We start from the raw sequence: 13266 nt of genomic DNA, 5'->3' as shown, positions 1-13266 counted from the left end.
AATAATGAGAATGGACATTGATTATCAGTGTATTATAGACAAGGTCAGAGAGGTTGGAACCCTCTTCCTGCCGGATTTCAGAAAAAAGGCCATTCCCCAAACCCCAGACAGCTTCATGGCTGATTTGGAATCGATTGAAAAGCGTAGTCTGAACGCCTTACAGGAGCGAATCAATCCAATAGCCTCCAGGATTGACTGGGTTGACGACAACGAATTTGATGGTGAATCACAGCGTACACCCGCTCCGCTTGCTCAGTATTGGCTCTGTGATACCATGGACGGTGCGGTTCAATACATACAACACCTTGCCGGTTGGACGATTAATTTAGTGTTGATTCAGCAGGGGCGTCCTCACTTTGCCGTTGTGTATGATCCATTACAGGACGAGATGTTCTGGGCGCTGGAAGGTCAGGGTGCTTATCTGGGGCAAACCAAACTTGAACTCAGTCGAAAAACGGACCCGCTCCATATGCTGGCGGTTTGGGAATATGGCCATCAGTTGAAAACGGATGCCCACTGGCAAACAAAGTCTGAGAAGGCTTTCTCAGCCCTGCTGGGTGCATTTGGCGTTGTCAGAAATTACGGTCCCCACGGCCTGCAACTAGCGTATGTGGGGGCGGGCCGGATTGATCTGTTTTTGCAGGCGGATCTGGACACCCATAATTGGCTGGCGGGCATGCTAATAGCGCAGGAGGCTGGCGCGTTGATTCTCTCCTCGGATGGTAAACCCTGGACGTGGGGTACCCCTGGCTTACTGGTGGGTACGCCAACAGCGGTGAACACCTTTCTAACCTCAACCAACCCTCAACTATGACTATTGCCGTTGTCGGCGCTGGGGCGGGCATTGGTCGGGAGACGGTAGCCCTGGCCCTGGCGAGAGGGCATCATGTGCTGGCCCTGTCTCCTTCTGCGAGCACCTTAGCCGATCATCCGAGGCTGACTAAAGTTAGCGGGAGTGCTACCAACCCAGGCGATTTACAAAAAGCAATGCAGTTCGCCGATGTTCTGCTCATCACGGTTGGCACTAAAGCCAAGAAAGGGACAACGCTCTTTTCCGACATCGCAAAAGCGTTAATCGCAGTGGCCCAGGAAACTGGCTATCACAACCCTATTTTAATCATTACCGGTTTCGGAGCCGGGGATAGTGAGCGCTACTTAGGCTGGTTTATGAAAGCGGTGATCCACCTTTTTCTAAAGGACCAGTACCAGGATAAGACTCGGATGGAGGAACTGATTACCCGTAGTCAGTTGAACTGGGAAATTATACGACCGGGCATATTGACCAATCAGGCGGATGCTAGACCCTATCAGTTGTTTCCTGCGCTTCGGCGCGGCATGAAAGTCGGCAGGATCAGCCGCAAGGCAGTGGCGACTTATCTAATTGATGAGGCTGAACGGAGAGACTACTTAGGTCAACAGGTTACGCTAACTTAGGTAATCAGTTATCGTTTGATGCACACTTCCTGTTGCTTGATAGCCTCCCTGGCCGGGCTCACCCGCACTACCGTGTGTACCAGGTGATGGTGATTGCCCCAGTAAATGCCCAAAAATGGGAAACTCAGTACGTAGCTCAGCGTCTGGTGAAGCAGCGGTTTTAAGTCCGCCCAGTTGACACCTTCGGGCACTTTGATGTCTGGCACCATAATCGTGATGATGATGGCTAGAACGCCATCACTGAACGCTTCTAATCGAGTTTTGGTCATTAGGAAGTAAACAGGGTGGTTCGTTTAATTAAACGATTGTCGAAAGGCCAAGGGGGATAAATTCGTTTTGCTTTTAAAGAGTTTGCTGAACGAGGGCGCATGCTCGAAGCCTAACGCATAGGCAATTTCACTGACCGATAAATCGGTGGTAGAGAGCTTCTCCTTGGCCCGCTCGATTAGCTTGTCATGGATATGGTGTTGCGTGCTCTGACCGGTTAGCAGTTTTAACAGAATGCTCTAGTAATTTGGCGATACGTTCAACCTATCAGCGATGTAGGGTACCGTAGGCGGACCGTTGCGGGCTAGGGCATCGCTGTTGAAGTAGTCCGTCAAAATGGCCTCCAGGCGGCTGAGCAGTTGATGGTTGGTGATTTTGCGGGTAATAAATTGTCGCTGATAAAAGCGGTCTGAGTAGGTCAATAATAGCTCAACCAAATTGAGCATAACGCGTTGGCTAAACCTATCAATCCGGGCCTGGTATTCCTGCTCAATCTGTTGGATGATGCTGACCAACAGGCCCTCTTCTTTTTCCGATAGGTGCAGGGCTTCATGAACAGCGTAGCTAAAAAACGCGTATTGGCGGATGATTTTGGCCAGGGGCGTATGCCACAGGAAATCGGGGTGAATCAGAAGTAACCAACCCGCCGAGCTCCCGGGGGCATCCGTTTCGATGGTCAACACCTGACCGGGTGCCATAAACATCATGACGCCTTCGTCAAAATCGTAAGGTAGCTGACCGTATTTGAGCTTACCCGTTGAGATTCGTTTTAAGGCGATTGAATAAAAATTGCTGATCAGCGTGAGAAAGGAGGGTTCCGCCCGGTGGTTAAGGGCGTCAAAATTGATGACGCTGATTAAAGGATGCTCGGGTTTGGGAAGCCCCCAAAACTGATGAAACGCCGAGAGAGTGTCTAGTTTATGCGGTTGAGCGTTTTTCACGAGGCAGCGATTACTGTTTTCTTCAGTACCGAACACGGTCAGCCGACTTTCGATTCACCGGCTGCCAATTGCGAATTAGGCGCGCGCATAGGCAGCGGCAAATTCTTGGGCAAACTCGGCCAGCTTGACTTTACCCATCGTACGGGGTTTGTCTTGTTGGTAGTGCTCGCCTAGGCGTCCGTTGTGGATGCTGGCTCCCAGTTCAACTAATCCAGTCGCTACGTGGGGCGGTATGCCGTTCTGCTCCAGACCATGCTGGGTTTGCTCGTCGGTGAACGTCATCCAGCGCAGATCGGGCTTACCAATGGCCGCGCCCAGGATACGGGCCGCTTCGTTAGCCGTATACTCCCCGCTGACGACATAACGCACGTCGTGGCCGTTGGCTGAGCGGCCCAGTTCTTCGGCGGCAGCCGCGGCAATATCAACCGGAGCTACCATCGCCACTAGGTCATCATCCCCGTAATTGGTACCCATAAAGCCTACCTGTTTGATCATATCCATAAAGGCGTATAAGTTGTAATACATGGATCCAGCCCGCAAGTGTGTAATGGCGACATCCATTAGTGTATTAAATAACTGCTCGACATCATGGGAGCCAGCGATAAAGCCAGTGCCCTCGCTTAGATGCCCCCCCCAACTGCTCAGGTGAACGACCCGCTTGACGCCCGATTCTTTAACGGCCTGTACATAGCAACGCCCAATGCCCTGATAGTAGGCCCGTGAATCGGGTACGTTGATGTTGGGGGGAACCATACAAAAGACCGCATCCGCTCCGATAAACGTCGTCGTTAAGAAGTTAACATCTTCCAGAGACCCGATGGCTGGCGTTGCCCCCAACTCGTTGATGGCCGATTGCCTATCGGTCTGGCTACTAATGACCGTCACTCCATGCCCTTGCTCTACTAAGTGGGTAGCCAGCGGCTGGCCAACATTGCCTAACGAACCGGTTATAATGATTTTCATAAATGTTTCCGTTTTACTTGTGGTACAAAGTTGGCTGGACTGACCTACCCACCCGAAGCCAAATCTCAGGATGTTGTAGTTATTTCTTGACTGATCAGACGAGCTGTTCTTGGGGCGTTAAGTAAACGGATTAACGGAGAGAATGTCTACCCACAGGTTTACAGGGCTAGGCATTACACCTTCTGGAACAAGGCTGTAAAAATGGGTGCTTTAAAATGAGTACGGCCTGGACGGGCGGCCCGGTCCGCCGTTGCGGCATCGACAGCTGCTCCGACAAACCACGGTCCGGCCTGGGTCGACACAACGATGGCGGTCGCGACTAGAAAATTTGTGTCTAAAACAAACGCCCATTTTTGGAAGAAAATGTATTGAGATGCACTGCATCTCACTTTTGGGAGCGTTTTATGAGAATAAACAGATAAAGTACGGCCGGCTTAGTCGATAACGTTTGAATTATTTTCCCGTTGCCTCTACCATAACAAGTCACAGGCAATGCAGTAGGGGACATACCTGCCAGAGGCTATTGGTCAGCCAACTTATTATCGTTGGCTGACCAATAGCCTCTGGCAGGATGAAGCAGACACCAATGACCCAGGCGAACCTCGTTTACTTCGCCAGGTCACTATTATCAATGCCCACTCGGCTCTTATTAATCCGATCCCGCAAGCCCCCAAAATTGTAAGTCAGGCTTAGTGAAAAAGAACGAAAGTAAAGCTGATGCTGGTAGCGCTGGCTAAAGAGCGGACCATCAGTAGTGTTGATCTGAGTCCGGTAGGTAGTGAACGGGTTTTTGATTCCTCCTGACAGGCTTAGTTTATCTTTGAGTAGTTCTTTGTTAAAATTAAATGCACTATAAAAAAAACCGTTCGTTCTGCCTTGTAAGCCCGTTGGACTGGCGCTATTCAGACTCAGGTCCGCATTGAGTACCCAGCCATGTTTCAGTCGAACCACGTTGGAAAGCGTAGCCGAATACATCAGCATGTTGTTGGTGACCGGCTGGCCGTCAACCTCGCCCGCCAGCCACAGATACATCCCATTGCCGTTCAGGCTGGCCCGGTAGATACCCACTGAATAACCTAGATTTAGGTTCAGGCCCAAATTGCTTGAATACCCCGTATTGGCGTAACTTACCTGGTTAATCTGCATTTGGGGATTAAAATAAACCACCTGCAAGTCCAGGTTATTCATAAACCCATAGTCTGCCATCACATTCACCGACAGCTTGTTGCTAAAGCCATAGCTCAGCTGAATGTCGTTCAACACCACCGGGCGAAGTCCAGGGTTACCCGTCACTTCATAACTGGGGTTTGACCGATCCACGTACGGGTTGAGCCGGTTGATGCCGGGACGACGAATCCGCTGAGAGAACCCCGCAGTCAGACTGCCTTCATGGGGCATCGCCCGACTGATCGATACGGACGGTACCACGTTCAGGTAGTCTTGATCGGCGACCGTAGCACTCGTTAAGAAGCTCGCCCGCATCAGCGTCCGTTCCAGACGAACCCCCGCGTTGACCTGCCAGCGCTGGGTCGTGAGCTGATACGAGTTATAGGCACTCAGTACCGTCTGCGTGTTGGTATACTGATTGGCAAGTGCAGGTACGGAAACGAATTGATGGCCTGTTTCCTGAAACGAGCGGTAATCATAGTCACTTCGGTTGGTGCGAAAAATACTTTTCACGCCCAGTTCGGTAATGATTTTTTTGAGGCTCGTCCGGTAATCCACCTGAAGCGTATGCTCCCCAAAGTGCTGCTGGTCTTCTTGCTGGTAATCTGAGGTGTTGACATTCACTTTCTTGCCAAACAAAATATTCCCCAATTGTTCTGTCTGGTTGGTGCTAAATAAGTAGGACAAGGTTAGTAGTCGGTTCTTATGCGCTCTAAATCCACGTTCGTAGTTTAGGCCCGCATCCAGTCCCGAACCGTTGCTCTGGCGTTCACTCCGTAAATCGTAGTATTGCAGCAAGCCCGCCGTACCGGTCAGCGTGGATTGCTGAGTCATCCGGTTGGTCATCCAGCTATTGTTGTAATTAAGCTGAGCCGTCAGCAAGTCCAGTGAATCCAGTTGATAGCTTAGTTCAGCGCTCCCGTAGGCTGTGCGGTTTCTGGCCGACTGAGTTCCCTGTTGCTGGAGCCAGGTGGGCGAGTCGCCCCGGCTGAAGCGGTCACTAGTCTCATTAGTGGCCGGATTGAACAGCCAATTGGCCCCGGCATTGGCCGATAGGCCAAACTTACCCGACTTCATCGTGAACGAGGTGCCCGCCCCAGGTCCGCCATTGGGGAAACTACCCTGGCCGTTGATCGTCCCATTGTAGCCTTCCCTGGTACGTTTGGCCGTAATAATGTTGATGATCCCCGTTAAGCCTTCGGCATCATACTTAGCCGGTGGCATGGTCAGCACCTCGATCCGTTCAATCGTCGAGGCCGGTATACTTTGCAGGACCGCCTTGAGGTTATTTTCCAGACTAGGCGAAGGCTTGCCGTTAATAAGCACCCGAAAACTGGTACTCCCTTTCAGCAGAATATTATCCGCCCCGTCCAGCGATAGATAAGGTACTTTCCGCAGCATCGTCAGCACGCTGCTGCTCTTACTGTCGGGGTCTGCTTTCAGGTTATAGCTGATGCGGTCGGCTTGCCGCTCAATTAGGGGGCGCATCCCGTTGACGGTCACTTCAGCCAACTGTTTCGACTGGCTCACTAAGCGAAACGGGTCCAGCTCAAGGGATGCGTCTTTTAGCTGAACTTGCTTAACGACAGACTGATAGCCCAGATTACTCACCTGCACCTGGTAGATGGCGGGTTTGAGGGCCAAAAACGAAAATGTCCCGTCTTCCTGGGTAACCAGCATACGTTCGCTTTCGCCACCCCGTAAGGCAACCGTGGCAAAGGGAAGGGGACTGTTGGTGAGCGAGTCCATAACGCGGCCTTTAAGCGAGAGGGGGGCCGGTAGAGTCTGCCCGGTGGCCAGACGTCCGACTAACGCAATCAGTAGCAGCAGGAGCGGGCGGAATACAAAACGTAAGATCATGGTCGTGAGTGGTAAATGGTGAATTTTGGGCACAGCAATCCCTTAGGCATAGCCATGCTTGTCTTTTGGAGTATGTTAAATCAATAAAAGTCAGGTGAGCAATCAGATGGGGGGCTGGTTCCTGTTTTTAATCAGCACATGGTAGAGTAAGAAGCCACTCGCCGTAAACACCATCTCCAGTCCATACGGTAAGGGCGATCCATCAGCGGAGAAAGGAACAAATTCCAGCACGATTAGGCCCAGGCCGGAGGTTAGCAAAATAAGTCCCCACTTGAGGGCTTCATCTTCGGAACTGGCCAGTTGAGCCAGCACTTTTAGGCTTATTTCGTCGAGGTTACCCGACTCGATGATTCGCTTTTTCAAGCGGTATTTCAACAGGGCCAGAATAAAGACGGCCACCAGTACTAAAAAGAGAATGACGACAAAAAAAGGCAGGAGTTGTTTCATGGCTCGTTAGCGGATGTTGTTTAGTTACCCAGCGGCAGTGGGTCATTTTGGTTGACTTGGTTGCCCGATCACTACTCGTTGATCAGTGGGTTTTGCTCAAGTAGTCAACGCAGGGACAGACTCGGTTGCAGATAAGCGAAAAAAAATAAAACAAATTAATTTTCGCGCAGTAATTTATTGGCAATCAATAAATTGAGATAAAGAAATAATTTCATTGATCTCCAGGAACTAGCGCTTTGATTAGAAGTAGCCTGGTAGTCAGACCGTGGCCGATGAAAAAAATACGCTCTTTTGCAACCGCTCGCCAGTAAGCCTTGACTACTGACTATGGTTGATGAGAGAGAATTAGTAGCTCGGGTGCTGCGCCAGGATTACAACGCTTTTGAAGAGCTGGTCAACCAGTATCAACAGTTGGTCTTGTACGTAGTTTTTCGGCTGGCCAAAAATCAGCAAGACCGGGAAGATATTTGCCAGGAGGTATTTATCAAAGTGCATAAAAATCTGCACCGCTTCGCCTTTGAGTCGAAGCTATCGACCTGGATTGCCACCATTGCCTACCAGACTGCTATTAATTATATCAAGAAATTTAGACGCGAACCAGTACCAAATGAGCCTCTTGAGCTGGATTCATTTTACTTTACCGAAGAGACACCCGAACAACTGCTAGGCATCCAGGATGAACGGGAGTATTTACATCAACTCATTTTACAGATGCCCCTGCACTACCGGACGGTCCTAACGTTATACCATTTGAACGAGTTTTCGTTAGCCGAGATTCAGGGCATTACCGGCATCCCGGAAGGTACGCTGAAAAGTTACTTATTTCGGGCGCGCCAGTTGCTAAAAACTAAACTCAGTCAACATCGCTAATTCTATTATAGTATGGACGATACGCGTGATCAATTGCTTCAGGAGTGGCTCGATAGAGCACCCGATTCACCTCCCCCCGCAACAACCTCCGATGAGCAAGCCGACTTGTTGGCCTACCAGACTTTATTTAGCCAACTAGAGACCCCGCCTACTGTGGGCTTACCCTACGGCTTTGCCCGCCGAGTTCGGCAGCAACTTGAACAGCGGGCTCATCGTCGGAGTGATGTTCGTTTTTATCTTTTCTGTGTCGGACTGTTTGTGGTATCGGTTCTAGGTGGGTATAGCTTACTAGTCTTAGTTGATGCTGAATTGGCCCGGCAGACTAAGCTGGTCGTTATCCAGCACAGTGGAGCATTACTCGCGGGGATAGTTCTGTTCCTAGGGATACAGCTAACAAATTCCCAGTGGGTGCAACAGCAAGTCAATGCCTGGGGTCGCTAGTGACTTGACCAGCTTGTTTAAAGTCAATGATGAACCTTTACTGATTAATTCTCTATCAAGCCGATGCTCAGGGTAAAGAGCCCATCTCCCCAAATGCCTATTTATGGCTATGAGAATTATACACTCTCAGGAGGGAGCCTTTTTTGAGAATGCTTATTCAGGAGAGGATGAGCGAACGGAACCTAAAATGGCCTCAAGCCCACTACCCTTGCTGTCGCCATAACATGGCCCAGCTTACTCAGCGGTCGCTATTTTCTTGGCTAGGTTGGAAGGCAAATAACAGTTGAAGCCTGTCTGTTTTTGCAGATCCGCCAACAAACTGATTGTTTCTACGCTACTTAAGCCGATGGCTTCCCGGTGTTGATCGACTTTGGTCTTCGCTTGGGCAGTCAAGGAACTACTTAAGTAGCCGAAGTGCGTCTCTTGACCGTTAGTCTTGACGGCCATATACCAGTCATCAATCATCGCAAATTCGTAGGGCGACAGTTGACCGGATCTCAAGGCCTTCATGAGCTTGGGCCTCACATGGGGATACACCGTATCTTTTAAGGAATAGGCTTTACTGATCGAGTTGTGATGACTCAGCATGACCGCAGCCCAGTAGCCATTGTGAATAAGTCGCTCACCGGGGTACCCGTACTGATCAATAATGGGGAGTAGTTGAGCCATCTGCTGCTCACTGTGGGGAGCAAATCGTTTTTCGGCGTACCGCTCTTGGGTAGCCCCAACGCGAAATAGCGCCAACAGGGCCTTTCGCTGATCCTTCTTAAACATTTTCTCAACACGGTGCCGAACGGCCTGATTTCCCCCGTTTCGGTAGAGTGCTCGGAGCGAGTCGTATTGTTTTTCAACCACGCGCCAATGCGGATCGCGTTGGAGCGTAGTGACCAAAGCATTTTTCTTGATGTCGCTCAGGGTCCAGCCCGTAGCGATTGCTTGTTTAAGATAGGAAAACGCCTGTTGCTTTTGGCCCATTTGTAGGGCCAACTGCGTGGCCACTTTGTAGTCCCTTGAAAAGACGAACTCGTAGGTATCAAGCACCTGTTTGTACAAAGCGAATCCCTGCTGATAGTGCTTGCGGGCAATCAGCTGTTGAGCCCTGGCAATGGTTTGATGATAGGTTGTATAATCATTTTGATCGGTCTGGCCAGGCAGACTAGCCGGGAGGAATGCACCAAAGCGAACGGCATTCAGCAGAAAATAAAGGGTAAGGAGGTGGTTCATACGCGCGGTTTTACAATCCAGACGCGGATAGAGGTCGGGCGGTTGTAAGCCGTTAAGAAGTTTTAACAAATTAGTGACTGTCAAGGGCATGAGTGTCCTCTTTCTCAATTCGTCTCAACCCAACGGCAGCATAAAGGCAGATGGATAAACTCGTTCGTCTCAGGAATGAGCGTTTGATGAGATTTTTCTTTTCATCAGCCGATTACTAGCTTCATATTTGTCCCGTTTAGTCAGTCGTCGTCGAAGGGATGAACCGAGTCGAAACCAGCAATAAAGAGAGCCGTAACGGCCGTTACGCTAGGGCGACGATCTGCTTTCAGGCAGTACGCTTTGAATCAGGATAACGATACCCACGATCAGAGTCGCTGCGCCCAGGATGGTCAACAGAATGGCCAGGACCAGTTGGTAGGTTGGCTTATAGGCCCGGATCTCAAGGGCATAAGTTCGCTCCAGGCCAGGGTCCGGCACTTCGAGCTGGTAGTCTCCAGGGCCAGCCCAGAAGGTGAACAACTGGAAACGCGTTTCCCCCACACCACTAACCAGCACATTGGAATAGGCCCTGTGAATTAATAGCCGTTGACCCGTTGAAACTGAGGTAATAATGGGCGTAGGCATCTTCACCCAGGCCTGTCCATAGGTCTTTCGGCTCTGCCAGATGGCAAACTTGCCCGCTTTAGTTACCACAAAGGGACTGCTGGGTTGAATGGCAGGTAGCTTGCCTATCGGTGGGCTAGCCGCCCAGTTGATCAGTCGACGAATCCCAGCTCGGAGCCACAAGCTCCCAGCCAGCACCAGCGTGATCGCGATAACCCATAAGGGGAGGTGCATCGAGTTGTTTCGATTAGGAGCTTTACGTTCTGTCCAACGTTATCCGTAGTCTACGGTTACATAATTTACAGTTAAGTCTTATCCAGGCTACACAACACTACCCAATCGGCTCAACTGGGTAGATAAGTCGGTTATTTAGCCGCAACGGGAAATAGTTTTTCATCCACCTGCGTTCCCTGACCGGCTACCCGGCACCAGCCACTGGCCGCTTTATGGTACACTTCCAGACGACGTACATTGAGGTGCACATCTTGCCCGTCAACCACCAGCTTTACATCGATCAGCGCATTGACTACCGCCATCGTGCCCTCATAAATGCGGATAAATTGGTGGCCGGCAACGGGTTGGACCGATTTAAAAACCAGCTTTTCTTTTTTCTGCACCTCCACCCATTGTTGATGGGAAAAGGAAATATCGCCTTTAGGACCAACCGCAATAAAATCAGGACAATCGATCCGGGTGCCGGGTTGCTGGTGGCGTAGTAATTCCCGGATCGCCTGTCGTTCCTTGGGATAGCTGGTTGTGTCTAGCTGGGCGAACACAGGGGTGAGTGCGAGGCTTACTAGTAGAAAGGTGATTAACGTTTTCATGGCGTTCATTTTTCTCAAAAGTAACTAAGACGGTACTGCATTTTTCGAGAAGTCTCCTAACCATACGGCCCTGAAAACAGAAAGCGCTTTTTTGTCGATCAGATCATTTCGTCGTCGACCAATTGATCTGATCGACAACGTACCACCTTGGTCGAATACATACCTGATCATAGTTTTATCTGCTCACCGATCCCTATATTAGTGGCAGACCCCGGCACATCATGGAGCAACTCCCATTTATTTATTCAAAAACGATCGCCTGGCGGTTAGGGCGGCATCTAACGTTCTGGCTGCTTTGGTTTTTCTTCCAACTGTTGCTGTATTCCTTTTCCCCATCACCGGTCTTGCAGCGGCAGCCCTTTGGGCATCGACTGTTGATTACCTTGCCAGAAACGCTGATTTACCTGATACCCAGCTTATTTCTGGCTTATTCGCTCATGTATCTGGTTATACCCAGGCAAGTCATTCCCGGTCAGTACGTCCTGGCTACGCTTTGTGCCGTGGTATTAATCTTGTTAACCGCGGTTTTATCGGCTAGCTTGTCGATGACGATTATTGATTATTTCCGCCACCAACTTGCCGATAAGGTATCCCCCGTTGTGGCCAGCGAGCCGCACCCGGCCTTCTCCATTCAGTTCGGTGTAGCCATGCTGGCCGGGCTGCGAGGCAGCATTACCGTAGGCGGGGTCGCAGCGGCAATACACTTGTTGAAATGCTTTCAGGAAAAGCAACAGGCGGCTATTCAGTTGGAAAAAGAAAAGGCCAAGGCCGAGCTTCAGATGTTGAAAGCCCAGTTGCACCCGCACTTCTTATTCAATACGCTCAATACGATTTATTCATTGACGCAAGATGTATCGGAGAAAGCATCGGGGATGATCCTGGGTCTTTCGCACTTGTTACGCTATATCCTGTATGAGTGTAATCAGCCGTTGGTACCCCTCCAAAAGGAGTTGACCATGATCAGCGATTATCTACAATTAGAAAAGGCCAGGTACGATCAGGGGCTTGATATGGTGGTGCAATTGCCTAAAACGACCCATCATCTCGTTGCACCACTCCTGCTTTTGCCTTTTATCGAAAACGCATTCAAGCATGGGGCCAGTCGCATGATCGAAAACCCCTGGATCAGCTTAAGCGTAACCTTACAGGACGATAGGCTGGCGATGAAACTGATTAATGGTAAGCCAGCGCGCCATGCGCCTTCGTTACCCGGTATAGGCATAGCCAACGTTCGTAAGCGGCTGGCCTTAAGTTATCCGAACCAACATGAACTAGCCATCCATGAGGAAGAAGAGATGTATATTGTTAACTTGACGCTTAGCTTAACACACGCCTATTTGGAGTCGGTCAATTCAGTATACAATGGAGTCGCGGACTAACTACACCTGCCTGATCGTCGACGATGAGCCCCCCGCCCGGGACGTACTGCGTCGGTATATCCATCAGGTGCCCCTGCTTACCCTGATGGGCGAATGTACCAACGCGATTCAGGCCCTTACGGCTTTAAAACAGCAGCCGATCGACCTGCTATTTCTGGATATTCAACTGCCGCAACTAACGGGTATGGAGCTGATCGGAACGTTAACCCAACGGCCAAAGATTGTCCTGACCACGGCCTTTGAGCACTATGCCGTACAAGCTTTTGAGCTGGACGTTACGGATTATCTAGTTAAGCCAATTCGTTTCGAGCGGTTTTTAAAGTCGGTTAGTAAAGCCTTACCTGACCACAAGCGTTCACCGATGGGTCAACCGCTTCTAGCGCAGCAACCCGAAACGGCTACCGATGCCTTTCTTTACTTCCGGGTGGAGCGGAAAATGGTTAAGGTTTTTCTGCGTGATCTTCTTTATGTAGAGAGCCTGAAAGATTATGTCAAACTCCACACAACAAAAGTCTCTATTATCACTAAATACGCCATCACGGCCTTAGAAGCCATGCTCCCCGGCCCCTCGTTTCTGCGGGTCCACCGTTCCTTTCTGGTCTCCCTAGACAAGATTGATTCGTTTACCTGCGATCAGATCGCTATTGGCCCTCACTTGATACCAATCGGTAATTTATACCGGCAGCAGGCGTTAAACTTGTTGAACCCCACCTAGCCTGACCGCGTCAAGAATTGCCGATGCCGAAAGCGGCCCACACGCCAGTCGCCCGTTGATTAAGCATTGACAATAAGTCATTTACAACCTAAAGTAATTACCTTATTGCTGTAGTGATCGGTGAGTTTACTCGTAATCCG

Annotated in this window: 14 protein-coding genes and 1 pseudogene; 6 read left to right on the top strand and 9 right to left on the bottom strand. The window is 50.2% G+C overall.

Going from position 1 to position 13266, the window contains the following annotated elements:
* Positions 1–4: 4 nt before the first annotated feature.
* Both NT073_RS12780 and NT073_RS12775 read left to right on the top strand, forming a co-directional pair.
* A complete protein-coding gene (locus tag NT073_RS12780; RefSeq protein WP_297373748.1) occupies positions 5–814 on the top strand; it encodes an inositol monophosphatase family protein in 810 nt (269 codons plus the stop codon).
* Positions 811–1434 (top strand): NAD(P)H-binding protein, encoded by a 624-nt coding sequence (locus NT073_RS12775; protein ID WP_297373745.1) that lies wholly within the window; start codon positions 811–813, stop codon positions 1432–1434. Before NT073_RS12780 ends, NT073_RS12775 begins: the two co-directional genes overlap by 4 nt.
* An 8-nt stretch (positions 1435–1442) precedes the next feature.
* Here the strand turns inward: NT073_RS12775 and NT073_RS12770 are convergent, their stop codons facing one another.
* The 6 genes and pseudogenes from NT073_RS12770 to NT073_RS12745 form a co-directional block, all read right to left on the bottom strand.
* Entirely contained in the window at positions 1443–1703 is a 261-nt protein-coding gene (locus NT073_RS12770) for a TMEM175 family protein (protein ID WP_297373743.1), read from the bottom strand.
* A 24-nt stretch (positions 1704–1727) separates the two neighbouring features.
* Positions 1728–2642: pseudogene (locus NT073_RS12765) on the bottom strand (helix-turn-helix transcriptional regulator).
* A 75-nt stretch (positions 2643–2717) separates the two neighbouring features.
* Positions 2718–3605, bottom strand: coding sequence for an NAD(P)H-binding protein (locus NT073_RS12760; RefSeq protein ID WP_297373740.1), 888 nt, complete (start codon positions 3603–3605; stop codon positions 2718–2720).
* Between the two features lie 173 nt (positions 3606–3778).
* A complete protein-coding gene (locus NT073_RS12755) occupies positions 3779–3994 on the bottom strand; it encodes a hypothetical protein (RefSeq protein ID WP_297373737.1) in 216 nt (71 codons plus the stop codon).
* A gap of 217 nt (positions 3995–4211) precedes the next feature.
* Positions 4212–6632 (bottom strand): outer membrane beta-barrel protein, encoded by a 2421-nt coding sequence (locus tag NT073_RS12750; protein ID WP_297373734.1) that lies wholly within the window; start codon positions 6630–6632, stop codon positions 4212–4214.
* Between the two features lie 102 nt (positions 6633–6734).
* The gene (locus tag NT073_RS12745) at positions 6735–7079 is read right to left on the bottom strand and encodes a hypothetical protein (protein WP_297373731.1); all 345 of its coding nucleotides are present in this window, start codon (positions 7077–7079) and stop codon (positions 6735–6737) included.
* Between the two features lie 327 nt (positions 7080–7406).
* On the opposite strand from NT073_RS12745, the gene NT073_RS12740 reads away from it, so the two are divergent.
* Together NT073_RS12740 and NT073_RS12735 are read left to right on the top strand one after the other, a co-directional pair.
* Positions 7407–7949 carry a sigma-70 family RNA polymerase sigma factor gene (locus NT073_RS12740; RefSeq protein ID WP_297373727.1) on the top strand — a complete coding sequence of 181 codons (543 nt, stop codon included), beginning with the start codon at positions 7407–7409 and terminating at the stop codon, positions 7947–7949.
* Positions 7950–7961: 12 nt separating this feature from the next.
* Positions 7962–8390, top strand: coding sequence for a hypothetical protein (locus NT073_RS12735; protein WP_297373724.1), 429 nt, complete (start codon positions 7962–7964; stop codon positions 8388–8390).
* 234 nt (positions 8391–8624) lie between these two features.
* Here the strand turns inward: NT073_RS12735 and NT073_RS12730 are convergent, their stop codons facing one another.
* The 3 genes from NT073_RS12730 to NT073_RS12720 form a co-directional block, all read right to left on the bottom strand.
* The gene (locus NT073_RS12730) at positions 8625–9614 is read right to left on the bottom strand and encodes a hypothetical protein (RefSeq protein ID WP_297373722.1); all 990 of its coding nucleotides are present in this window, start codon (positions 9612–9614) and stop codon (positions 8625–8627) included.
* A 297-nt stretch (positions 9615–9911) separates the two neighbouring features.
* A complete protein-coding gene (locus tag NT073_RS12725) occupies positions 9912–10442 on the bottom strand; it encodes a hypothetical protein (protein ID WP_297373719.1) in 531 nt (176 codons plus the stop codon).
* A gap of 131 nt (positions 10443–10573) precedes the next feature.
* A complete protein-coding gene (locus tag NT073_RS12720; RefSeq protein WP_297373716.1) occupies positions 10574–11032 on the bottom strand; it encodes a DUF4440 domain-containing protein in 459 nt (152 codons plus the stop codon).
* Between the two features lie 221 nt (positions 11033–11253).
* Here NT073_RS12720 and NT073_RS12715 point away from each other — a divergent pair, with 221 nt between their 5' ends.
* Both NT073_RS12715 and NT073_RS12710 read left to right on the top strand, forming a co-directional pair.
* Entirely contained in the window at positions 11254–12411 is a 1158-nt protein-coding gene (locus NT073_RS12715) for a histidine kinase (protein WP_297373713.1), read from the top strand.
* On the top strand, positions 12395–13126 hold the full coding sequence (locus NT073_RS12710) for a response regulator transcription factor (RefSeq protein WP_297373710.1): 732 nt from the start codon (positions 12395–12397) through the stop codon (positions 13124–13126). The genes NT073_RS12715 and NT073_RS12710 overlap by 17 nt, the downstream gene beginning before the upstream one ends.
* Positions 13127–13266: the final 140 nt, after the last annotated feature.

It is taken from the genome of Spirosoma sp. (assembly GCF_026391055.1).
In the GTDB taxonomy this organism is placed as follows: Bacteria; Bacteroidota; Bacteroidia; order Cytophagales; family Spirosomataceae; genus Spirosoma.
This window is presented reverse-complemented; position numbering and strand designations above follow the sequence as displayed.